Origin of the sequence: Candidatus Poriferisocius sp. (assembly GCF_965214065.1) — a bacterium.
Lineage (GTDB): Bacteria > Actinomycetota > Acidimicrobiia > Acidimicrobiales > Bin134 > Poriferisocius.
Map to the genome: position 1 here is coordinate 105840 of NZ_CBDCAT010000028.1, position 22809 is coordinate 128648.

General features: G+C 64.7%; 23 protein-coding genes. 11 read left to right on the plus strand and 12 right to left on the minus strand.

What is annotated here, in order from left to right; genetic code table 11:
- Positions 1–89 precede the first annotated feature (89 nt).
- Both ACOOGG_RS11835 and ACOOGG_RS11840 read right to left on the minus strand, forming a co-directional pair.
- Positions 90–1037, minus strand: coding sequence for a hypothetical protein (locus ACOOGG_RS11835; protein ID WP_420435302.1), 948 nt, complete (start codon positions 1035–1037; stop codon positions 90–92).
- A gap of 282 nt (positions 1038–1319) precedes the next feature.
- Positions 1320–1865 carry a LysM peptidoglycan-binding domain-containing protein gene (locus tag ACOOGG_RS11840; protein WP_420435303.1) on the minus strand — a complete coding sequence of 182 codons (546 nt, stop codon included), beginning with the start codon at positions 1863–1865 and terminating at the stop codon, positions 1320–1322.
- Positions 1866–2009: 144 nt separating this feature from the next.
- On the opposite strand from ACOOGG_RS11840, the gene ACOOGG_RS11845 reads away from it, so the two are divergent.
- From ACOOGG_RS11845 to ACOOGG_RS11855, 3 genes are all read left to right on the plus strand, one after another.
- Positions 2010–3032, plus strand: coding sequence for an NAD(+)/NADH kinase (locus ACOOGG_RS11845; RefSeq protein ID WP_420435304.1), 1023 nt, complete (start codon positions 2010–2012; stop codon positions 3030–3032).
- Positions 3029–4696, plus strand: coding sequence for an N-acyl-D-amino-acid deacylase family protein (locus ACOOGG_RS11850; RefSeq protein ID WP_420435305.1), 1668 nt, complete (start codon positions 3029–3031; stop codon positions 4694–4696). The genes ACOOGG_RS11845 and ACOOGG_RS11850 overlap by 4 nt, the downstream gene beginning before the upstream one ends.
- Before the next feature lie 127 nt (positions 4697–4823).
- Positions 4824–5243 carry a hypothetical protein gene (locus ACOOGG_RS11855; protein WP_420435306.1) on the plus strand — a complete coding sequence of 140 codons (420 nt, stop codon included), beginning with the start codon at positions 4824–4826 and terminating at the stop codon, positions 5241–5243.
- Positions 5244–5265: 22 nt separating this feature from the next.
- On the opposite strand, the gene upp is transcribed toward ACOOGG_RS11855, so the two are convergent.
- The gene (upp, locus tag ACOOGG_RS11860; RefSeq protein ID WP_420435307.1) at positions 5266–5889 is read right to left on the minus strand and encodes a uracil phosphoribosyltransferase; all 624 of its coding nucleotides are present in this window, start codon (positions 5887–5889) and stop codon (positions 5266–5268) included.
- Positions 5890–5972: 83 nt separating this feature from the next.
- Between upp and deoC the strand changes: the two genes are divergently transcribed.
- Genes deoC through ACOOGG_RS11880 form a run of 4 tightly spaced genes read left to right on the plus strand, consistent with a single transcriptional unit; the run spans position 5973 to position 9889 of the window.
- Positions 5973–6893, plus strand: coding sequence for a deoxyribose-phosphate aldolase (deoC, locus tag ACOOGG_RS11865; RefSeq protein WP_420437599.1), 921 nt, complete (start codon positions 5973–5975; stop codon positions 6891–6893).
- Positions 6894–6939: 46 nt separating this feature from the next.
- Entirely contained in the window at positions 6940–8373 is a 1434-nt protein-coding gene (locus ACOOGG_RS11870) for an aldehyde dehydrogenase family protein (protein WP_420437601.1), read from the plus strand.
- Complete coding sequence (locus ACOOGG_RS11875; RefSeq protein ID WP_420435308.1) at positions 8370–9245, plus strand: aldehyde dehydrogenase family protein; 876 nt, start codon at positions 8370–8372, stop codon at positions 9243–9245. The genes ACOOGG_RS11870 and ACOOGG_RS11875 overlap by 4 nt, the downstream gene beginning before the upstream one ends.
- The gene (locus ACOOGG_RS11880) at positions 9242–9889 is read left to right on the plus strand and encodes a 5' nucleotidase, NT5C type (protein WP_420435309.1); all 648 of its coding nucleotides are present in this window, start codon (positions 9242–9244) and stop codon (positions 9887–9889) included. The genes ACOOGG_RS11875 and ACOOGG_RS11880 overlap by 4 nt, the downstream gene beginning before the upstream one ends.
- Before the next feature lie 5 nt (positions 9890–9894).
- Here the strand turns inward: ACOOGG_RS11880 and ACOOGG_RS11885 are convergent, their stop codons facing one another.
- From ACOOGG_RS11885 to ACOOGG_RS11920, 8 genes are all read right to left on the minus strand, one after another.
- Positions 9895–10581: an HAD family hydrolase gene (locus tag ACOOGG_RS11885; protein WP_420435310.1), complete on the minus strand. Its 687-nt coding sequence runs from the start codon at positions 10579–10581 to the stop codon at positions 9895–9897.
- Positions 10582–10608: 27 nt separating this feature from the next.
- Entirely contained in the window at positions 10609–11679 is a 1071-nt protein-coding gene (locus ACOOGG_RS11890) for an adenosine deaminase (protein ID WP_420435311.1), read from the minus strand.
- A 4-nt stretch (positions 11680–11683) separates the two neighbouring features.
- Positions 11684–12958 (minus strand): thymidine phosphorylase, encoded by a 1275-nt coding sequence (locus tag ACOOGG_RS11895; RefSeq protein WP_420435312.1) that lies wholly within the window; start codon positions 12956–12958, stop codon positions 11684–11686.
- Positions 12955–13344 (minus strand): cytidine deaminase, encoded by a 390-nt coding sequence (locus tag ACOOGG_RS11900; protein ID WP_420435313.1) that lies wholly within the window; start codon positions 13342–13344, stop codon positions 12955–12957. The genes ACOOGG_RS11895 and ACOOGG_RS11900 overlap by 4 nt, the downstream gene beginning before the upstream one ends.
- Positions 13345–13359: 15 nt before the next feature.
- Positions 13360–14670, minus strand: a complete 1311-nt coding sequence (locus tag ACOOGG_RS11905; protein ID WP_420435314.1) for an ABC transporter permease — start codon at positions 14668–14670, stop codon at positions 13360–13362.
- Positions 14667–15827, minus strand: a complete 1161-nt coding sequence (locus ACOOGG_RS11910; RefSeq protein WP_420435315.1) for an ABC transporter permease — start codon at positions 15825–15827, stop codon at positions 14667–14669. Before ACOOGG_RS11910 ends, ACOOGG_RS11905 begins: the two co-directional genes overlap by 4 nt.
- A complete protein-coding gene (locus ACOOGG_RS11915; protein ID WP_420435316.1) occupies positions 15824–17359 on the minus strand; it encodes an ABC transporter ATP-binding protein in 1536 nt (511 codons plus the stop codon). Before ACOOGG_RS11915 ends, ACOOGG_RS11910 begins: the two co-directional genes overlap by 4 nt.
- A gap of 93 nt (positions 17360–17452) precedes the next feature.
- Positions 17453–18694 carry a BMP family ABC transporter substrate-binding protein gene (locus ACOOGG_RS11920; protein WP_420435317.1) on the minus strand — a complete coding sequence of 414 codons (1242 nt, stop codon included), beginning with the start codon at positions 18692–18694 and terminating at the stop codon, positions 17453–17455.
- A 115-nt stretch (positions 18695–18809) separates the two neighbouring features.
- Between ACOOGG_RS11920 and ACOOGG_RS11925 the strand changes: the two genes are divergently transcribed.
- Together ACOOGG_RS11925 and ACOOGG_RS11930 are read left to right on the plus strand one after the other, a co-directional pair.
- Complete coding sequence (locus tag ACOOGG_RS11925) at positions 18810–19547, plus strand: SDR family NAD(P)-dependent oxidoreductase (protein WP_420435318.1); 738 nt, start codon at positions 18810–18812, stop codon at positions 19545–19547.
- A gap of 87 nt (positions 19548–19634) precedes the next feature.
- Positions 19635–20771, plus strand: coding sequence for a ferritin-like domain-containing protein (locus ACOOGG_RS11930; protein WP_420435319.1), 1137 nt, complete (start codon positions 19635–19637; stop codon positions 20769–20771).
- A gap of 21 nt (positions 20772–20792) precedes the next feature.
- Here ACOOGG_RS11930 and ACOOGG_RS11935 read toward each other — a convergent pair whose 3' ends face one another.
- Positions 20793–21149, minus strand: a complete 357-nt coding sequence (locus tag ACOOGG_RS11935; RefSeq protein WP_420435320.1) for a thiol-disulfide oxidoreductase DCC family protein — start codon at positions 21147–21149, stop codon at positions 20793–20795.
- Between the two features lie 178 nt (positions 21150–21327).
- Here ACOOGG_RS11935 and ychF point away from each other — a divergent pair, with 178 nt between their 5' ends.
- Positions 21328–22404, plus strand: coding sequence for a redox-regulated ATPase YchF (ychF, locus tag ACOOGG_RS11940; RefSeq protein WP_420435321.1), 1077 nt, complete (start codon positions 21328–21330; stop codon positions 22402–22404).
- Positions 22405–22448: 44 nt separating this feature from the next.
- Positions 22449–22799, plus strand: coding sequence for a DUF192 domain-containing protein (locus ACOOGG_RS11945; RefSeq protein WP_420435322.1), 351 nt, complete (start codon positions 22449–22451; stop codon positions 22797–22799).
- The last annotated feature ends 10 nt before the right edge of the window (positions 22800–22809 follow it).

Below are 22809 nucleotides of genomic sequence, written 5' to 3' on the forward strand. Positions count from 1 at the left end.
GCCGGAGAATTTTTCTCAGCCTACCTGGCTGGAGCAATACCTGACTTAATTGGTCTGGATTATTGCCTCCCCCGTTTGGCTGCCTGTCTCTACGCTTCGTTTTCAGGGGAGCTCTTGCGGCGAAAGAGGCGGCGGATGCGGCCGCCGTCTAGGTCAACAGTGGTGTCTTCGGGGGTGCCGACGGCGACTTGAAGGGCTTCTTTGGGCTGGTCTTCGAGGTCGAAAACCGATGCCGAGTCTTCTTTGACCACCAGCGGGGCCTCGAAGTCGGCCTCGTCTTCGGAAGGATCCTCGGTTTCTGTCAGAGCGGTTTCCAATGTGGCCCGGATCTCCTCCAACTCGAATTCGGTGGTGGTCAAGACCGAGCGCAGATTGCCCATTGGATCCTCAGAGAACTGCCGTAGCCGTTCAATCCACTCGTCCCGGTACTGCACGTAAACGAGGTGCTGGCGGCGGGCGGTCTCGTAGTCGCTCTTGAAGACCGCAAAGACGGTCGCCTCTCCGGCCACGTGCATGGCGCTCAGCTCAGCCCGCATCACTGGCGAGGGGTGGCTGGCGATGGCCTCTCGCATCTTGGGCGCTAATTCTTCGTGCCCGGCCATTAGCTCGTCACGGCTGCCCAAGTCGATCTGGAGGCCCGAGGCGTTGATGGCGCCGAGCGCCCTCTGGTGGTTTTCGATCCAGGCCGACACCGTCAGCTCATATAGCCGATGCCATATAGCCAGGCTTTCGTGGGAGGGCCCAGAGATGTCCGCCACAGGGGGGGGGTTGTCCGCGGGATCTTTGACCAGCTCAAGCCTCGGCTTGCTGTCGTCCGCACGGTCGCTGTCATTGAGATCATCCTTGGCGATCGGGGGCTTCGCCTCGCTGTCTAGCCGATTAGGCCCGTTGCTGTTGTCCTCCTCATTCTCCTCGGGAATCGGGCCAGGGAAGATGTCCCACACTGCTCGCTTCTTGCGGGTGGCGAAGGCGACCACGGCCGCAAGCAGACCGCAACCCAGGATGATCAGTGCCGGAATCGCAAGCCCGGCGCTCACTGCTCGCCGACCGCGCTGGTAGCCAGTACGCGTACATGGGCGGTCGGAGCCGGTGTTGTGGCCGTGTGCTGACGGCACGCCCAGCAGGTGTCTCGAGCCGTCCCCCACCAAGTGACGTCGCAGCGAGGACACCACATGGTGGCCTTCCGACGCGCCTTTGGCGCGAGTAGCCGGGTACGTGCCAGAACGGCCATGTTGCCCACACTAGGAGCGCGGTCAGCCGGAATTGTGGATATCCGAGATGTGACTCTGGCCCGTCGGGCTGTGTTGCCCGAACCAGGATTAGGGGGCGGGTTCTTCCTCGTCTGCGGGGATGATCAGCTCTTGGCCGATCTGGAGCAAATCGGCAACGATGATGTCGTTGGCCGCTTTCACGTCCTCCAGGGTCTGGCCGTACTGATTGGCAATCCCCAGAAGGGTTTCGCCCGCCGCCACGATGTGGGTGCGATCACCAGGCCGCACGGTGCCGTCGCTGTTGAGCACGACCGGTACGTCCTGAGGGATCTCAATCTGCTGGCCGATGCTCAAGATGTTGGGATTCTCCAGATCGTTGACGGCGATGATCGCATTGAGGCTGGTGCCGAACTCGGAGGCGATGCTGCCCAGGGTGTCGCCCCCCTTGACTACGTAGATGAACGCCTCCGGTGTGGAGGTAGGTGTGGGGGTCGGGGGCGGCCTGGGGGTCAGGGCCTCGATGGTGGGGACGGCTACCTCGTCGGAGTCCAATCCCAAAGGGCGGTCCTCGGTGGAAGTCCCCCCTCCACCGCCGCAGGCTGCCCCCACCACAGCCAGCAGCAGTACTACCCATAACATCCGTGTCTGGCGCATGGCGACACCTCCTCAACTGCCAGTGCCAGTCAACATTACGCAAACCAACCCCAAAAACCTAAAAGGCACTCCTTCGTGGGTCGCAGGTGAGGGCTTGTAACTGCGACTAACCACGCGGTGAACCGATGCTGGCAACATGGAGAAGTGTCAGCGGTCGGCATTCTGGTAAACCCACGCTCGGGCAGTGATGTGCGCCGCCTGCTCACCAGCGCGGGCTCATCTACTATTGAGGACAAGATCAGCATCCTGCGCCGTCTCATCCACGGAGCAGCCGAAGCGGGGGCCGAGCATTTGGTTTTGACCCGCGACCCGTTTTCCATCACTCGGCGGGCTACTGAGAACCTCCAGCTGTCGATAAAGGTGGACATGCTGGATCTGCCGCTGCATCACACCGAGCGCGATTCGGTGGACGCAGCCTGGGCGATGCGAGACGCGGGATGCGGTGTTGTGGTCAGCCTGGGCGGAGATGGCACTAATCGGGCCCTGGCGTTGGGGTGGCCCGATGTACCACTGATTCCCCTGTCCACCGGCACCAACAACGCCTTTCCCTTCCACGTAGAGCCCACCGTCGCCGGTGTCGCCGCCGGATTGATCGCCACTGGCGCGGTAGATCTCTTCTCTCACTCACAACAGGCCAAAGTTGTAGCCGTTGAAGTACGCGGCGTTGACGGTGAAGGCGACGCCGACATTGCACTGATCGACGCAATTGCGGTGGACGATCCTTATGTTGGCTCCCTGGAGTTGTTCGACCCCGAGACGATGATGATTGGCGTGCTCACCCGGGCCGAACCGTCTGCCATTGGGTTCAGCGGTCTGGCCGGGACGGTGCTGCCCTGTGCCCCTGGCGAGGAGCGTGGGGTGGCATTGGAGTTCACACCCCCGAGCCGGAACCCGCCCCGGTTGGTGAGGGCAGCCCTGGCACCGGGGTGGTTTGCCACCGTCGGATTGGCCCGAAGCGAATATCTGGAGCTCGATGTCCCAGTTGAGGTGGCCGGTCCGTGCCTGCTGGCCTTCGACGGCGAGCGCAGCCGTCGCCTGCACTCCGGCCAGACTGCCTTGCTGCGGGTGGTGCGCGGTGGCCCTCAGGTCATAGATGTGGGCTCAGTGGTGCATTCCGGAGCACGAACAGGCAAGTTTGAGATTGGCGTGGGAGAATTAGGCCCATGAGTGCAGACGTTGTCATCCGTGGGGGAATCGTGGTGGACGGCTCGGGTGAGCCAGGACGGGAGGCTGATGTCGCCATTACCGGGGACCGTGTTAGCGAGATCGGTTCGGGGCTGACGGGCAAGGTGGAGTTGGACGCCAGCGGCCAGGTGGTGGCCCCTGGGTTCATCGACATACACACCCACTATGACGCCCAGGTGTTCTGGGACCCGGCGCTGACACCCTCGTGCTACCACGGGGTGACCTCGGTCATCGCCGGCAACTGCGGCTTTTCCATCGCGCCCACTCGGCCCAGCCACCAAGACCTCATCGCTCGCACGCTGGAGAACGTCGAGGACATGAATGTGGACAGTCTGGCCGAGGGCATCCCTTGGGACTTCGAAACGTTCCCCCAGTATCTCGACTCCATCTCCCGCCGGGGCATCGCCCTCAATTTCGGGGCCTACATCGGCCACACTGCCCTGCGGCTGTTTGTGATCGGCGATGAGGCATACGAGCGGGCCGCCACCGACGAAGAGGTGGCCCGCATGGTGGAAGTGGTGGCCGAGGCCATTGACGCCGGCGCGGCCGGGCTGGCCACCAGCTTTGCCATGACCCACAGGGGAGCCGATGGCCTGCCCATTCCCAGCCGATTCGCCACTCGGGATGAGTTTGAGTCGCTCATCGGGGTGCTTGGACAAAAGCGCCGAGGCGTGGTGTCGGTAGCTCCGGGCGAGCAGGTGGGCATCGACGACCTCTACACCTTGCAGCCTCAGGTGGGCGTGCCGTTCACCTACGGCGCACTGTTGACCTTCCCCAACGGCAACCATGTGAAGAGCGCGGCCCGCAACCGAGAGGCATGGGAAGAGGGCATCCAGGTGTGGCCCCAGGTCACCCCCCGCCCGCTCACCTTCCAAATGGTAATGACCGATCCGTTCACTCTCAATGTGAACCCCGAGTTCGCCGCACTGATGAGCGAGGACTCCGACGCCAGGCTTAAGGCCTACGACGACGAAGACTGGCGCAACCGCACGGCGGTGGCATTCGAGCACCAAAAGGCCATGCGGCCCCGGTGGGAGACGTTCCAGATCGCCGAGTCGTCTGCTCGGCCGGAGCTGATCGGGCGGCGGCTGACCGATGTGGCTGACGAGCAGGGGGTGCGACCCCTCGACGTGCTGCTCGACACCGCGGTGGCCGACGACCTAAACACTCGGATCAGCTGCATCATCGCCAACGACGACTCCGAGGGAGTGGCCATGCTGTTGCAGCAAGATGGCTGCACGCTGGGACTGTCCGACGCTGGCGCCCACGTGGGGCAGCTTTGCGACGCGCCCCAGGCCACCGATTTCTTGGGCAACTGGGTCCGAGATCGCGAGCTCATGCCCATGGAAAAGGCGGTGCGCAAGCTCTCCGCCGTACAGGCCGATCTATTCAACCTGGTCGACCGGGGATACCTCCGGGAGGGGGCCTATGCCGACGTGGTGGTGTTCGACCCCGACACCGTGGCGCCGGGACCGCTGCGCCGGATCCGAGACTTCCCGGCCAACGCCGAGCGGCTCACCGCCGACGCCTCCGTGGGCATAACCCATGTCCTGGTGAACGGCACCCCCATTCGCCGCGACGGTGAAATGGATCAGGGTGGCGTAGACGCCCACCCTGGCGACATCCTGCGCCCCTCGGCCCGCTAGGCGTTTCTGGCCGTTTACTCAATATTCGCCAAAGGCCTCTGGCGCGCCTCGATGGGGCGGGTCTAAGCTGAGGCCGAAGGCAAGAGCGACAGTGTGGTCGTTCCCACATTATGACGAGGAGATCGCCATGGGGGAACAGACAGACTGGCGTAAAGAGTTGAGCAAGGCAGGAGCTGGCCTGCAAGAGCTGCTGTCGGAGGGAATGCCCACCGAGAATCCCGATGACTGGGTGCACCGACTCGAGGACAAGCTCGGACAACTCAGCCGAGCATTGACTGGATTCTGCTCGGATTGCGACCTCGGACTGTACGACGACTGCATCGAGTTGGCCCCTCGCCTGGTGCCCCAGGTGAACAAGATCCGCTCCGAGCAGGTTCAACTCCAGGCCTCGGTGCAACAGCAGATCCAGCGGCTCCACACGCAACAACCCGACCCCGGCTTGCAACAATCAATGGCCGCCATAGTCCACAAGGTGGACCAGCTCAACCATCACGCCGTCGACCTGGTGTACAGCGCCTACGACACCGATCTGGGCGGACCGGGCTGATCACTAGCGAGTGGCTAAGTCTTCAGAGCTGTCCGAACTGGCGATCGCCCGCATCGCCTAGTCCAGGCACGATGTAGGCCCGCTCGTTGAGGCCTTCGTCGACCGCAGCGGTGAACAGGCGCACGCCGGGGGCAGCGGCATCGAGCGCCGCCACGCCTTCGGGGGCGGCCAGCACGCACACTGCGGTGATCTGCCCGGCCCCGGCTGCGGCAATCCGCCCGCAGACATAGGCCAGTGATCCGCCGGTGGCCAGCATCGGCTCCAATACCAGCACCGACTGACCTCCGAGATCGTCGGGCACGGTATTGAGATAGGGCTCGGGCTGAAACGTCTCTTCGTTGCGGCGCGCCCCTAGAAATCCCACCGCGGCCTCCGGCAACAGCTTGCGGGCCGCGTCCAGCATCCCCAGTCCGGCCCGCAGTACCGGCACAAGCAGCGGGGGATTGTCGATGCGCACCCCGGAGGTCGGCGCCAGCGGTGTATCGACTCCCACAGATGTAGGGGGAAGGTCTCGCAAGGCTTCGTAGACCAGCATCAGGCTCAGGCTATTAAGTGCCCGCCGGAAGTCCGGAGAAGGGGTGTCGGCTCGGCGCAACTCGGTCAGGCGGGCCTGCACCAGCGGGTGATCGACGACCGAAACCTCCATCGCCTCACCTTAGGCAAGTCCTACGGGGTGTCCAGTTGTCGTGGTCCAGCCCTATCCTTGGGCCAGTGACTGATTTGCTCGCCATCGAGAACCCGGCAGGTCCTGCCGATGCGGTGGGCGGGGTGCGCATTGCGCCGGTGGATGCGGTGGGGCTTGAGCAGCGGGCCGCCTCGTTGTGTACCCGTTCGATCAAGACCTCTTCAAAGGCGGCCTCCCTGGAATTGGCCATCCGGGTCATGGATCTCACCACCCTGGAGGGGGCAGACACCCCTGAGCGGGTTCAGGCTCTTTGTGCCCGCGCCAGTCGTCCCGACGCTTTCGACTGGTCGGTACCCCCGGTGGCTGCAGTGTGCGTCTATCCCGAGTTGGTACCGGTAGCCGCCGAGGCACTGGCCGATAGCCCGGTGGCAGTGGCCAGTGTGGCCGGGGGGTTTCCCGCCGGGCTGGCCCCTTTGGAAGTTCGCCTAGCGGAGATCGCCTGGGCGGTGGCCGCCGGAGCCGATGAGGTGGACATCGTTTTGAATCGCTCGGCGTTTCTGTCCGGTCGGTATCAGAAGGCCTACGACGAGATCGCCGCGGCCAAGCAAGCCTGCGGGTCGGCCCACCTAAAGGTGATCTTGGAAACCGGTGAGCTGGGCTCCTACGACCAAATCAGGCGGGCGTCCATGCTGGCCATGGTGGCCGGAGCCGACTTCATCAAGACCTCGACGGGTAAGATCGGCACCTCCGCCACTCCGCCCACCGCCCTGTGCATGGCCGAGGCCATCCGGGATATGGCCGAGCAGACGGGCAGAGCCGTGGGGCTGAAGCTGGCCGGGGGCATTCGCACGGCCAAGCAGGCCTGGCACTATCTGGTGATTGTGGGCGAGACGCTGGGTGGGGAGTGGCTGACGCCTGATCGATTCCGGCTGGGGGCGTCCAGCCTGCTCAACGATGTGCTCATGCAGCGCTCCAAGCTGGGCGACGGCCGCTACCAACGGCGAGAGGACTTCAGCGTTGACTGATCGTTCAACTCCGGGCCAAGAGGTGGAGCCTGCTAGTGGCTTCAGTCTGGAGTACGCGCCTGCCCCCGAATCGGTTGCTCCGGTACGCCTGGCCTCTCAATATGGCCTGTTCATAGGGGGTGAGATGGTGGAGCCGGCCGCCGGTCGGTTGGCTTCCACGGTGAATCCAGCCACCGGGGAGGCGCTGGCCGAGGTTGGTGTGGCCGACGCGGCCGATGTGGACCGGGCAGTGGTTTCGGCCCGGACTGCCTCGGAGGGGGGCTGGCGCGATCTGCCCGGTGCCGAGCGGGCCAAGTACCTCTATCGAGTAGCCCGATTGCTGCAAGAGCGGGCCCGGGAGTTCGCCGTTTTGGAGACCATGGACGGGGGCAAGCCCATCCGGGAGTCCCGTGATTTAGACATCCCCCTGGCCGCAGCCCACTTCTTCCACTATGCCGGGTGGGCCGACAAGCTCGATTACGCCTTCAGCGGTCGCCGAGCCCAGCCGCTGGGAGTGGCCGCCCAGATCATCCCGTGGAACTTCCCTTTGCTGATGGCAGCCTGGAAGCTGGCCCCCGCGCTGGCCTGCGGCAACACCGCGGTGCTCAAGCCGGCACCCACCACCCCGCTGACCGCATTGCTGCTGGCCGAGGTGCTGCGCGACGCGGAGCTGCCCCCTGGCGTGGTCAACATCGTCACCGGCGACGACGCCACCGGCGCCGCCCTGGTCTCCCACCCCGGCGTGGACAAGGTGGCTTTCACCGGGTCCACCGAGGTGGGTAGGGCTATCGGTGTCCAGGTGGCCGGGACCGGCAAGCGCCTCACTCTGGAGTTGGGGGGCAAGGCGGCCAACATCGTGTTCGACGATGCCGCCCTCGACCAGGTGACGGAAGGCATCGTCAACGGCATCTACTTCAACGGCGGTCAAGTGTGCTGCGCCGGCTCGCGTCTGCTGGTGCAAGAAACGGTGGCCGAAACCGTGGTGGGCAAGCTTCAGCGGCGAATGGACACCTTGCGGGTGGGCGACCCGCTGGACAAGAACACCGACATCGGGGCCATCAACTCCCAAGTCCAGCTCGACCGCATCACCGAGCTGGTGGCCTCCGGGGTGGCCGAGGGCGCCGAACTTTACACGCCGGAGTGCGTGCTCCCCGACCGCGGTTTCTTCCACCCGCCGGCGCTGTTCACCAATGTGTCCACTGCCCACCGCATCGCCCGAGAGGAGATCTTCGGGCCGGTGCTGTCGGTACTCACTTTCCGCACCGCGGAGGAGGCGGTGGCCAAGGCTAATAACACGCCATATGGGTTGTCGGCCGGCATCTGGACCGAGAAGGGGTCGCGAATCTTGTGGATGGCCGACCGGATGCAGGCCGGCGTGGTGTGGGCCAACACCTTCAACCGGTTCGACCCGGCCAGCCCGTTCGGCGGCTACCGGGAGAGCGGCTACGGCCGCGAGGGCGGCCGGTCCGGTCTCTTGCCCTACGTGGAGTTGGTTACATGAGCAGTCGGCTGTCGGTCAACAAGACCTACAAGCAGTTCATCGGCGGGGCGTTCGAGAGATCTGAGTCGGGCCGGACGTATCCGGTGACCGGAGCCGGGGAACAGCTTTTGGCCCACGCCGTCCAGGGGTCCCGCAAAGACGTGCGCGACGCAGTGTCGGCGGCCCGCTCGGCTCAAGAGGGCTGGGCCGGTCGGACCGCCTACAACCGAGGTCAGATCCTGTATCGGGTGGCCGAGGTGATGGAGTCCCGCCGGGACGAGTTCTGCGCCGAGGTGCTTAGGGCAGGCGACGGTCAATCCGAAGCGGCCGCGGCCAAAGAGACCGCCGCCGCCATCGACCGCTGGGTGTGGTACGCCGGTTGGGCCGACAAGTTCGCCACCGTGCTGGGCGGGGCCAACCCGGTGGCTGGTCCCTATTTCAACCTCAGCGTGCCCGAGCCCACCGGCGTGGTGGGGATCGTGGCCCCTGACGAGCCCCCCCTTCTTCCGTTGGTGTCGCGGCTGGCCCCGGTGATCGTTTCCGGCAATACCGCGGTGGTATTGGCTTCCGAGCGCTGCCCGCTGGTGGCCATCACCTTGGCCGAGACGTTGGCGCTGAGTGACGTGCCCTCCGGCGTGGTCAACATTCTCACCGGCCATCGCGGCGAGATGGTCCCCCCGCTGGCTGGCCATGTGGCCGTGGATGCGCTGGACCTCACCGGTTGCGATGCCGAGGGGGCCACCGACGCCGCCCGGCAGGCGGCCGCCACCATTACCCGGGTGGTGAGCGCCTCTGCTGCCGAGCGTCAATGGGCCGATGAGGCAGCCCAGAGCCCATATCTCATCGACGCCTTCTGCGAGACCAAGACCGTCTGGCACCCCAAGGGAAGATGAGCCCTGGGCCTTTCGTCTTCGGCGTCGACCTCGACGGGGTGTGCGCCCAGCACACCGTGGCTTTCCGCAAGATCGTGGCTCAGGAGAAGGGCGTGTCCGAGGAGTCATTGACCCTGGAGTGCAGCTGGGGCTTCGAGGAGTGGGGTTTTGGGGAAGGGGACTTCGAGAAGTACCACCGCCAGGCAGTGGTAGAGCATCGGATGCTGGCTGACATGCCGGCCATGCCCGGCGTCTCCAAGGCGCTGTGGCGGTTATCGGAGGCCGGGGTGTGGATCCGCATCATCACTCACCGGCTGTACACCAACTGGGACCACGCCATCGCGGCAGGCGACACCGCCGAGTGGCTCGACAAGGCCAAGATCCCCTACCGCGATCTGTGCTTTGTGGGCGGCAAGACCGCGGTAAACGCCCATGTCTACATAGAAGACGCCCCCCACAACATCGAGGCCCTGCGGTCCGAGGGCCGAACCGTGATCGTATTCGACCAGCCCTACAACCGTGATCTGGAGTCTCCCCGAGCCACCTCCTGGGAAGAAGTGGAGGCGATCGTCTACCACGAGTTGGCCGCCCACCAAGGTGCCGTCCAACACCAACTCCCCACCTTCGACCCCAGCACCGACCGCCTCAGAGGCCGACCGGACTGAAACCGCTATTGGTCGGCCAGCCAGGGGGGGAGTTGGCGGATGTCAGACAGCTCCACCCAACTCTTGTGGGGGGAGATGGTGGCCTGCTCGAGGTCCCAGGTGAGGTGATAGGGGATGTGGACGCCCCGGCCGCCCAAGGAAACCACGGGTTCGATGTCGGAGCGCACCGAGTTGCCCACCATCACGAATCGGTCCACATCGATGTGATGGCGCTCAAGTAGCCGGGAATAGGTGGCCTCGTCTTTCTCGGCCACGATCTCCACTGCGTCGAAATGGTCGGCCAGCCCGGAAACAGCGATCTTGGTCTCCTGGTTCCACAGGTCGCCCTTGGTGATGAGCACCAGCCGATAGCGGTGCTCCAGCTTCTCGATGGTCTCGGCCACCCCGTCTAGCAGCTCCACTGGGTGGGCGTGCATCTCCTTGGCCCAGCCCACGATGGCGTGGATCTCCTCGGCGGTGATGCGGCCCTCGGTAGCCTCGATGGCGGTCTCGATCATCGACAGCACTAACCCCTTGATGCCGTAGCCGAAGATGGCCACGTTGTGGCGCTCCAGTGCGATGAGCCGCTCGTGGAAGTCCACATCGGGCAGATAGCGGGCCACCAGGTTGGCCATGCGCTCCTCGTAGTCGGCGAAGATCGACTGGTTGTGCCACAAGGTGTCGTCTGCGTCTAGCCCGACAGTGTCGATCATGCTGGGTCGATCATGCTGGTCATGGCCCTATAGAGCGAGAGGTCCGTAGGCCGGCTTGATGATCTTGTTGATGATCTCCAGCCGCTCATCGAAGGGGATGAAAGCGCTCTTCATGGCGTTGATGGTCAGCCACTGGATGTCAGACCAGTTGAATCCGAACTCATCCACCAACTGCATCACCTCTTGGGTCATAGAAGTGGCGCTCATCAGGCGGTTGTCGGTGTTGACCGTTATCCGGAACCGCAGGTCGCTCAGCACCTTGATGGGGTGCTCGGCAATGGAGGGCGCCGCCCCGGTATGGACGTTGGAGGTGGGGCATAGTTCCAACGGGATGCGCCGGTCCCGCACAAAGGCGGCAAGGCGGCCCAGATGAAGGGCGCCGTTGGGGCCGAATTCGATGTCGTCCACAATGCGGACCCCGTGGCCGAGTCGCTCGGTGCCGCAGTACTGCACCGCCTCCCAGATGGATGGCGGGCCGTAAGCCTCCCCGGCGTGGATGGTGAAGTGGAAGTTCTCCCGCTGGATCAGGTGAAAGGCGTCAAGGTGGCGGGTGGGAGGGTTGCCGGCTTCGGCCCCGGCGATGTCGAAGCCGACCACGCCGTTGTCGCGATGGCGGACGGCAAGCTGGGCGATCTCCAGGGAGCGGGCTGCGGTGCGCATGGCGGTGAGCAGGGTCCCGATGCGGATTCTCCGATTGGCGCTGCCCGCCTCGAAGCCGGTCACCACCGCCTCCACCACCTCGTCCAGGCTCAGCCCGGCTTCAGTGTGCAACTCGGGGGCGAATCGGACCTCGGCGTAGACCACGCCGTCGTCGTCCAGGTCTTCGGCGCACTCGGCCGCCACCCGCTCTAAGGCGTCGCGGGTCTGCATTACCCCCACGGTGTGGGCGAACGTCTCCAAGTACAGGGTGAGGTCCAGTCGGCTGGCCCCTCGCACCATCCAGCGGGCCAGATCGTCGGCATCGGTGGTGGGCAGGTTGGTGTAATCGTTTTCCGCAGCCAGTTCGACCACGGTCTGGGGGCGGAGGCCGCCGTCCAGATGGTCGTGCAGCAACACCTTGGGAGCTGCCCTTACTTCTTCGATTGTCGGGTGTATCACTTCTCTAAGCGTACGCAACCCGGTCGGCGATCAGGCGGCGAGGCTCGGGGGAGGTGTCGGTGATGGTCAGGGCCGACGAAAGGGCCTCGTGGGCGGCGGGCAGGCGAGAGGGGTCGTCGGTGTGGAGTTCGGCTATCACTTCGCCAGTGGCCACCCGGTCGCCGTGGACGCGGCGCAGCTTGACCCCGGCCACCGCCGACACGTCGTCTTCCTTGCGGGCCCGGCCTGCGCCCAGCCGCCAAGCAGCCACCCCGACGGACAGTGCGTCGATGCGGCTGATGATTCCGCTAGCCGGTGCGGTCCATTGATCCACCTCCGAGGCGACAGGCAGGGGAGCGCTGGGATCGCCGCCTTGGGCGGCCACCATGGCCCGCCAAGCGTCCATAGCCCTTCCCGAGGCCAACACCTCGGCTGGGTCGGCGTCCAGACCAGCCAGGTCCACCATTTCTCGGGCCAAGGCCAGGGTCACCTCCACCAAGTCGGCGGGACCGCCTCCGGCCAGCGCTTCGACCGACTCGGCCACCTCCAGGGCGTTGCCGGCGGCCAAACCCAGAGGCTGGTCCATGTCGGTGAGCAGCGCAACGGCGTCCACCCCGTGGGCGTGGCCTAGCCCCACCATGGTTCGGGCCAGTTCTTTGCCCATGGCCGGGTCGGGCAGAAACGCCCCCGAGCCGAACTTCACGTCCAGCACCAGCCCCGCGGTGCCCTCGGCGATCTTCTTGGACATGATGGAGCTGGCGATCAGAGGGATCGACGCTACCGTCCCGGTGACGTCCCGCAGGGCGTACAGCACCCGGTCGGCCGGGGCCAGATCGGCGGTGGCCGCGGCTATCACTGCGCCCACCTCACCAAGCTGGGCCAGGAACTGGTCGTAGCTCAATTCGGCTCGCCAGCCCGCGATGGCCTCCATCTTGTCGAGCGTGCCCCCGGTATGGCCTAACCCCCGCCCCGAGAGCTGGGGAACCGCCGCTCCGCAGGCGGCCACCAGCGGGCAAAGCACCAGCGACACTTTGTCGCCCACCCCGCCGGTGGAGTGCTTGTCGACCGTGGGCCGGGCCAGGCTCGACAGGTCCAACCTTTGGCCGCTTTCGATCATGGCCGCGGTCCAGGTGGCCAGCTCCCGAGCGGACAGACTGCGCCACACGATGGCCATGAGCAGCGCGGCGGCCTGTTCGGCGGGGATGGTCCCGGAGGTGACCCCGCCGATGAACCAGATGATCTGCTCGTCGCTCAGCTCATCGCCGTCTCGCTTGGCGACGATGAGATCCACCGCGTTCACGGCAGGTCGTCGGGGCCGAAGGCGCCGGGCAGCAGGTCGCCCACGGTGTGGGTCTCGTTCACCTGGCAGCTTGCCCCGCCCGCCTCATAGAGCAGTTGGCGGCAACGCCCGCACGGGGTGAGCGGATTTCCGTCGCCGTCGGTCACCGCCACTGCCACGAGGCGTCCTCCTCCGGTGCGGTGGAGGTCGCCCACCAGGCCGCATTCGGCGCACAGCGTGAGCCCGTAGGAGGCGTTCTCCACGTTGCATCCCGACACCACTCGGCCGTCGTCGGTCAGCCCCGCCGCCCCCACCGACAGGTTCGAGTACGGGGCATACGCCCCCGCTGAGGTTTGACGGGCGGCGGCCCACAGCTCGCTCCATGGGATGTCCGGCGATGCGTTCATCTGGTCACTTTCCGGCTATCTGCTTCGGTGGAAGGGCTGGCCAGCAGCCGCCGGTGGGATCGACCGTCCCACCGCCCCGGCTACCACCACCAATGTGACCACAAACGGAAGGGCCTGGAGGAACTCGCTGGGTATCTCGAATCCGCTCACTTCCACCCCCAAGAACTGGAGGCGGGTGCCCAGTGCCCGGGAGAACCCGAACAGCAATGCCCCTCCGAATGCCCCCCACGGGGTCCACTTGCCAAAGATCAGTGCGGCCAAAGCGATGAACCCGGCGGCGTTGGTTATGTTGTCCTCGAAACGAGCCTGCGACTCCATGGAGAACCAGGCTCCGGCCAGGCCGGCAATCAACCCGCCCAAGATCACCGACTGGTAGCGAATCCGCACCACGTTCACTCCCAGCGTCTCTGCCGCGTGGGGGTTCTCTCCGCACGAGCGCACCCGCAGTCCCCACGGGGTGCGGTACATGACCACCCAGGTCCCGATTACCACTACATACATCAGCCAGTAGATGGGCTGGCCCCGGAAGACCTGGTCGCCGATCACCGGGATCTTCGACAGCAGCGGCAGGCCGAACTCGGAAGTGCCCACCCCAGTGGTGATGCCGCTCTTGACGATCACCTCCGAGCGCAAGAAACCGGTCAGCCCCAGGGCAAACAAGTTGATCACCACTCCACCCACAATCTGGTTCACTCCAAAGCGAATGGACAGCACGGCGAGGAGGGCAGCCACCAGTCCGCCGGCCAGCACGGAGATGAGGATCGAGAACCACAGCCATCCGCTGGACTGGCCATCTCCGATGGTGGCGTAGGTCATGTAGCCAATGCCCGCGCCGGCCAACATGGTGCCTTCGATGCCGATGTTGATGATGCCCGAGCGCTCGCACCACAGCCCGGTCATCGATCCCAGCGCCAACGGGGTGGCCAGCACCAGCGACTCGTTGAAGAGATTGACGATGTTGGTGCTGGGGTTGTCGGACAGGGCCAGGCTGAGCACCAGTATCAACGGGATCACGGCCAGAGCGCTCAGCAGCCGGGCCGGGCTGGCCCACTGCCGCGCCGCAGGTGGGGCGAAGCCCAGGGCGGCGGTGAGCAGGAACAAAACGCCGATGGCAATCACCCACGTTGGGGGGTCGAACCCGATTCCCGCTGGATCGGGCGGTGGTTCGAAGTTGAATCGCCGACTGGAACTGTTGATCGCCGGGGCCACCCCAACGATGAGGGCCACTCCCAATAACCCGAACACCAGCCCGGTCACCGACTGGCGATCCAGTCGAGCCCCACCAGAGGTTCCTGCGATTCCGGCGGCGTTCTCGACGGTGGTCACACCGCCCCCTCGATTGATGTTGCCTTGAACGGGCTTTGGTCGAGCTCGCGCACCCGGAACAGGTAGCGGACGATGGCATCCGCGGCCACGAACAACAACACCATTGCTTGGATGATCCGCACAACGTCGATAGATACGTCGGCCTCCTGCTGCATCAGCGGTGCCCCCGACAGCATCGAACCCCATAACAGGGCGGCGGCGATAATGGCCACCGGGTTGGTGCGGGCCAGCAAGGCAATGGCGATGCCGTCAAAGCCCATCAGGAAAAATGTGCCGGGTTGGAAGAATCCGTTGGTGCCCGAGATTTCTGAGGCCGCGGCCAGACCGGCAAACGACCCCGACACGGCCATGGAGGCCACGATCACCCGGTTCACGTTGATCCCCGCGTAGTGGGAGGCGTGGGGGTTCAACCCCACGGTGCCAACCTCGAATCCGAAGGTGGTGCGATTCAACACGAAGGCCACCACGAAGCAAATCCCAACAAGGGCGAACAGCCCCACGTGAAGAGTGGGCTGGCTGTCCACCAACTCGGGAAGCACCGCGGTCTCGGAGATGGGATCGGTGCGCGGAACGGTGCTGTCGGTGTCCCGCAGCACCACCGGATCACGGGAGTTGACCATCCAGCGGACCCCGAATAGCACCAGGGAATTAAGCATGATGGTGCTGATCACTTCATGGGCTCCGGTCTTGGCCCGAAGCACACCCGGTATCCCACCCCAGATGGCGCCGCCCATGGTCCCGGCGATGAGGATCAGCGGGATGGCCACGATGCCGGGCAAATCAGACATCCACGACAGTGCCCCGACAAAGGCCGCGGTGACCCCGCCAGCCAACAGCTGCCCCTCGGCGCCGATGTTGAACAGACCGGCCCGGAAGGCGAAAGCCAAGGCCAGAGCCGATCCGATGAACGGTACTGATCGGGCCACCGATCCCGCGATCTGATCGCCTCCCCCCACCATGCCCCGCAGTAGCGCCCAATAGGCAGTGAAGGGGTTCACTCCGATGATGGAGATGAGCACCCCGCCGACCACGAACGACAACAAGATGGCGTAGAGCGACACATAGAGCGGCTGGAGCCGCCACACCTCGTTGAGGAAGCGGTGGACTTGGCTGGCCGCCCGGCCCACACCGGCGTTGGCGTTGCCCACACCGTTCACGACTGCGCCCCGGTGGCCATGAGCAGGCCCAGTTCTTCTCGAGTGGCTTCGGTTGCCTCCACTGTTCCAGCCAGCCGGCCCCGATAGAGCACTCCGATCCGGTCGGACAGCGACAAAATCTCGTCCAACTCGGCCGACACCAGCAGCACAGCCACTCCCTGATCTCGCAGCTCGATGATCTTGCGGTGGATGAACTCGATGGAGCCCACGTCCAGCCCTCGGGTGGGCTGGGCCACCACTAGGGCCCGAAGGTCGCCGGTCAGCTCCCGGGCCACGATCACCTTCTGCTGGTTGCCGCCCGACAGCGTGTCGATGGCTGCTTCCACCCCCGGGGTGCGGACGTCGAACCGGTCAACCAACTCCTTCGCTTCAGCGTTGATGGCCGCGGTGTTTCGGACCCCGCGCTGAGAGAACTTTCGGTGGTTGTAGCGATTCAACACCAGGTTGTCGGCGATGGAGTACTGGGCCACCACCCCGTGCTTGCTGCGATTCTCGGGCACGTGGGCCACACCGAGTTCATGGATCTTGCGGGGGCTCCAGCCAGTGGTGTCTTGGCCAAGCATCTCCACTCGCCCCCCGATGGCCGGGCGCATGCCGCAGATGGTCTCCACCAGCTCCCGCTGGCCGTTGCCCTCTACCCCGGCTATTCCGAATATCTCCCCGGCTCTCACCTCCACGTCAAAGCCGCTGACTGTTTCCACCCCCCGGTCATCGGTGACCCGCAGATCCTCAACCCGAATCACAGATTTCCCGGGATTGGGCTCGGCCTTTTCCACTCGGAACACCACATCGCGACCCACCATCAGATTGGCCAGTGACTGCTGAGTGGCCGTTTCAGCTGTGGTCGTCCCCACCACCTGGCCAGCCCGGAGCACGGTGATGCGGTCGGCAACGGCCAGCACCTCGCGCAGTTTGTGAGTAATGAAGATGATGGACTTACCCTGTTCGGTGAGGCTCTCCACCACCTCGAAGAAGTCGTCCACCTCGCCGGGGGTGAGAACCGCGGTGGGCTCGTCGAGGATCAAGATGTCGGCGTCGCGGAAAAGGGCCTTCACCAGTTCCACCCGCTGCTGTTCGCCGACCGACAGGTCGCCCACTATGGCGTCGGGGTCCACGGCCAGCCCATAGCGGTCGGCCAGAGCGTCAACCTGTCGGCGGGCCGTATCGAGATCGAGGAATGCCCCCTTGGTGATCTCGTTGCCCAAGATGATGTTCTCGGCCACGGAGAACACCGGGATGAGCTGGAAGTGCTGGTGGACCATCCCGATGCCTCGGGCGATGGCCTCGCCCGAATCCTCGAAATGCGCCTCCACGCCCCTCACCCGGATAGTTCCGCTATCGGGTCGATGAAGCCCGAACACCATGTTCATCAGAGTGCTCTTGCCCGCGCCGTTCTCTCCCAACAGGCAGTGGATCTCGCCCTGGTTGAGGGTCAGGCTGACGTTGTCGTTGGCCACTACCCCGGGGAAGGTCTTGGTAATGCCCTCAACTTCCAGCACAGGCCCTGCTGTGCCGTTGCCTGCCTGAGCCATGCGCAGTCCAGACTAGGACATTTGCGGCTGGCCGAACGCAAAAGGCGGCGGCTGATTCCCGCTCAGCCGCCGCCTTTCATCGAATGTTGTCGTTCAGTCGCAGGCCGAGCCCTCGCCTAAGAACAGGCCGTCGATGCCGCACACCCCGGTGGTGATGCTGCCGTCGGCTAGACCAGCCCGTACTTGCTCCACACTGGCGGCGGCGTCGGCGCTCACTGCGGCGTCGTGGAACGGCGCATAGGTGATGCCCAGGTTCTCGGCGGTTAACACGAACACGCCGCCGGCAAAGGTGCCCTCGATGGCGGCCGCAATGTTGCGGAACACCGACAGGTCCACCCGCTTGATGGCTGAGCTGGCGAGGTACTCAGATCCCGGGGCCGACCCGCCGTTGAAGGTGGTGTAGTACTCGTCCTGGTCCACGCCGATACCCCAAGCACCGGACTCGGCCGCGGCCTTCACGCCTCCAGAACCGGTGGGGCCACCGGCGCCGAAGATCACGTCGGCGCCGTCGCCGATGAACTGCTGGGCGTCGGATGCGCCCTTGGCCGGATCGGTGAAGCTCTCGTTGTACACCGACAGCACCTGGATGTCGGGATTGACGTACTTGGCGCCGGCCTCATAGCCGTTGACGAACTTCACTACTGGGGGCACGTCCTCGCGTCCGCCGACCACGCCGACCACGCCTGATTCGCTCAACGAGGCAGCTAGGGCGCCGGCGATGAAGCCGCCCTCATGCTCGTTGAACAACACGCCCACATAGTTGGCCGGATACTCGGGCTGCCATTGGTCGATGCCGATGTAGTTGATGTCGGGGTTCTCTTCGGCGGCGGCCATGGTGTCGGTGCCGAGCAGGAAGCCCACGGTGATGAGCACGTCGGGGCTCTCGCTGGCGGAGGTGCTCAGGTTGGCGTCGTAGTCGGCCTCCGAAGCGGTCTCGATGACGCTGGTGTCCTCGATGCCGAAGCACTCGGCGGCGGCGGTCATACCCTCATAGGCGAACTGGTTGAAGGTGCCGTCGTCGACTTTGCCGATGTCGGTGACCATGTTCACCCGGAAGCCGTCGGGGGCTTGAATCCCACCCCACGCCGCGCATTCTTCATCCAGCGTGATCAGGGCCCCGGAAGGAGCCATGGGCGCGGGTGCTTCGGTGGGCGCCGGCGCTTCGGTTGGTTCGGGCGCGGGTGCTTCGGTGGGCGCCGGCGCTTCGGTTGGTTCGGACGCGGGTGCCTCGGTGGGCGCCGGCGCTGAGTCGGTGTCGTCGTCGTTGCCGCAGCCAGCGGCCACCAAGGCCAATGACAACAGCACAGCGAGCAGTAGCAGGAACTTCTTATGCATCGGAACCCCTCCGTCAGATGCCAGTCGGTAGGACTTCAGAGGCTAGCCCAGTGCTGCGACATCCGCTGAGTCATCCAGCGAGTTCGAGAAGCCTCGAAGTGTCTAGGGTGAGGCCATGTCAAGACTCGAAGGAAAGACAGCCATCGTCACTGGAGCAGCTCGGGGCACTGGAGCGGTCATCGCTCAAATGTTCCGGGATGAAGGAGCTGTGGTGGTGGCCACCGACATTGCCGATGGGGATGGGATCGTCAAGCTAGACGTGACCAACGAGGCCCACTGGGACGAGGTGGTGAGCGGCATGGACCAGGTGGACGTGTTGGTCAACAACGCCGCCGTTCTCCATATGGGGCCCATCGAGCGCACCTCGGCCGAAAAATACCGCCAAGTGCTGGACGTGAACCTGGTGGGACCGTTTTTGGGCATGCGGGCGGTGGTCGGGCCGATGCGGGCGGCCGGGGGCGGCTCGATCGTCAATATCAGCTCCATTGACGGACTCATCGGCATGAACGGGATCTCTGCCTACGGCTCCAGCAAGTTCGGCCTCGGGGGACTGATGCGCTGTTCCGCCCTGGAGTTGGGCCGCAGTGGAATCAGGGTCAACAACGTGTGCCCCGCCGGTGGCAACCCGGCCATGTACGCCCAATGGTTCGATCAGATGATGTCGTTTATGGAGCAGACCGCGGCCTACTCCGACAATCGGGGCATCCCCGGCGAGGTGCCGTTGGAGTGCATAGCGGCCGCGGCGCTGTTCCTGGCATCTGACGAGTCGTCCCACATCACCGGTGTCGACTTGCCAGTGGATGGGGGAGCGGCCGCCGGCGTGGTCATCGAGGGCCTCAATTCGCTGGAGTGACCGAGGCCTCATTCGGGCCTGTCGGAAGTATCATTCCCCATATCATTCAAAGGGCCGCATCAGCCAAGGGCGGCTGAGGAGGAAGAGATGGCGCTGACTGCTCGCACTGATGAGGAAATCCTCGGACGCGGCGATGTCGACGACATCGACACCATCATCGATATCTCTCGGACCAACAGCGATGTCACCTCGGTGATCCATACGGTCCAAGACAACAGCGACGCCCTGTTCACCTGGGATTACGCCAAAGGCGCCCGGCCCCAACTGGAGCGTCTCTACGAGAAGGCAAAGACGTCGCAATGGAACGCCCAGACCGATTTGGACTGGTCCATCGAGGTTGATCCCTACGAGGCGTTCAACATCTTCACCGAGTCTTCCAGCCGCGATGAGTTCGAGCGCGACAACGATCGCCGCCTGCCCACCGACAACTGGGGCGAGGCTGAGTGGCGGGAGTTCTCCCTGGAGACCTTCAAGTGGCGGATGAGCCAGTTCCTCCACGGCGAGCAGGGGGCGCTGCTGTGCACGGCCAAGATCGTTGAGACGGTGCCGTGGATCGATGCCAAGTATTACGCCGCCACCCAAGTGGTGGACGAGGCCCGTCACGTGGAGGTGTTTGGCAAGTATCTCGACACCAAGCTGGGCGACTCATATCCCATAAACGTCCACCTCAAATTGCTCCTCGACGACATCATCAACGACAGCCGCTGGGACATGACCTACCTGGGCATGCAGATCATGGTGGAGGGCTTGGCCTTGGCCGCGTTCGGCTTCATGCACCAGCTCACCCCCGAGCCGTTGCTCAAGAAGCTCCTCCGCTATGTGATGGCCGACGAGGCCCGCCATGTGGCCTTTGGCGTGCTCAGCCTCCAGGAGTTCTACAGCGATCTCACTGCTGCGGAGCTGCGCGAGCGCCAGGAGTTCGCTTTCGAGGCCGCGGTGCGGATGCGCGACCGGTTCTTGTCCCAGGAGGTGTGGGAGCGCATGGGCGTGCCGGTGCGGCCCATGGTGGAGAACTTCCTCTCACTGCCGGCCGACCAGAAGCCGTTTCAGAACATCCTGTTCTCCAAGATCGTGCCCAACTGCAAGAAGCTGGGCTTGCTCGATGCCGGAGACGGTTGGCTGCGGCGGCGGTTCGAAGAGATTCACGTAATTGAGTTTGAAGACTGGGTAGACACCGGCGAGGAGTACGAGGACTTCCAAGTCGAAGAGGTTGCCGCGGTCTAAGGGTTGGCGCGAGGCGGGTGTCTACTGCCTACTGCACTTGGCGGCGCCCGGCCAGCGGATGCGGTAGCGGTTGTTGGCCACGAGGCGGTACATCGCGCGGGCTAGCCAACTGATCGGCCCCAACATCAAGAGCTGGCCAATGGTGGGCCACGGGCCGCTCATGGCACGCAGCGCACCGGCAATGCTGCGGTGCTCGTCCCAGCGGGTGCCGTCGGGGCCGATCCACCACGCCGACCGGACCACGTCTTCGTCGGTGAGGCCGAGGGTATCCAAGTCGGCCTGCTGGGAGGGGACTACCTGGTAGTTGTCGCTCAGCCGGCGCTCGGCCCAACGGGCGGTCGCCGTGCAGAACCCGCAGTCGCCGTCGTAGATCAGCATCCCCGCGGGGTTAGAAGGATTAGGAGGGTGGGACTCAGCTGTTTCGTCCGGCATTGGGCTTACGCCCGTGGTTGGCCTTCTTGCGCCGCGCTCGGGCCTTGCGTTTTTGAGTGCGCTTCGACATTCGAACCTCCGCGTCTCTAGAAAGACTACCGGCTGCCGCTAGCGTGAACGACCCGTGGAGCGCTTCGGGTTCGTCGGGCTGCCCAATTCCGGCAAGTCCTCTCTCTACAACGCCTTGATCGGGTCGGACGTGCTGGCCGCCCCCTACGCGTTCGCCACCACTAGCTCCAACGTCGGCGTGGCCAAAGTGGTCGATCCCCGTCTCGACACCATTGCCAACCTCAGCGAATCCCGCACTGTCACGCCGGCCAGCGTGCAATTCACCGACATCGGCGGCTTGGTGGAGGGGGCCAGTCGGGGCGAGGGGCTGGGCAACCGCTTCTTGGCCGGAATCCGAGAGGTGGATGCGGTGGTGTTCATTCTCCGGTCTTTCGTCGACTCCGACGTGCCCGGTCCGACCGATCCCTTGGAACACCTTCGGGTACTGGAGATCGAGCTGACCTTGGCCGACTTGGAGTCGGTGGAGAACCGGCTGGTCAAAAGGCGAAAGTCTGCCGTCCAAGACCGGTCGCTGGTCGGGGAGGTGGCCGCATTGGAAGCCGCCGCCGAGATGCTGGGCGAGGGCATTCCGCTGTATCGCAGCGATCTGTCGACCGAGCAGCGGGCTGATCTGCGGGAGAGCTTCCTGCTCACCAACCGCCCGGTGTTGGCGGTGGTCAATATCGGCGAGGACCAGCTTGGCGACCCCGATTCGGTGATCGAGCCGGTGGCCGCCGAACTAGATGGCCGGGCCGGGGTCATGGCGGTGTGCGTGCAGCTCGAGGCTGAGGCCGCCCAGCTCATCGCTGAGGAACGGTCCGAGCTACTCGAGGGCTTGGGGCTGGGGAAGGGAGCCTTGGGCCGGTTCACCCACGCGGCCTACGACCTTTTGGGCTTGCGGACCTTCTTCACCACCGGCGACAAGGAGACCCGGGCCTGGACCTTCCGCAAGGGAGCTACCGCCCCCGAAGCTGCGGGCCGAATACACACCGATTTCCAGCGGGGGTTCATCCGAGCTGAAGTAATCGGCTGGCAGGAGCTGCTGGAGTCAGGGGGCTGGACTAAGGCCAAGGAATTGGGCGTGATGCGCACAGAGGGCCGCGACTACCTGGTAGCCGACGGCGACGTGATGGAGTTCCGCTTCAACGTCTAAGAATTCCTCTTGAACAATCGGCTTCGGAGTTGGAAAATCATGCAATGGCGTGGCTCGTCTGCGATGACCGGGTGCTGGCCACCGTGGAGATCGCTACTGGTTGGCGCGAGCGTGCCCTAGGGCTGTTGGGCCGCGATGGGTTTGACAATGCGCTTCTGCTGTGGCCAGCGTTTTCGGTTCACACTGTGGGTATGCGCTTCCCGGTCGACGTGGCCCACCTCGACCGCGATCTGGTCGTGTTGAAAACCGCCACGATGGCCCGCTATCGGATCGGCCTTCCGGTCTGGCGGGCTCGAGCGGTGTTGGAGGCTGAAGCTGGCTCGTTCGCCCGATGGGGGATAAAACCCGGTGACCGCTTGCAGGTGAGGCAGACTGCTGGTAGCGGGAGGGGATGATCCAACCACG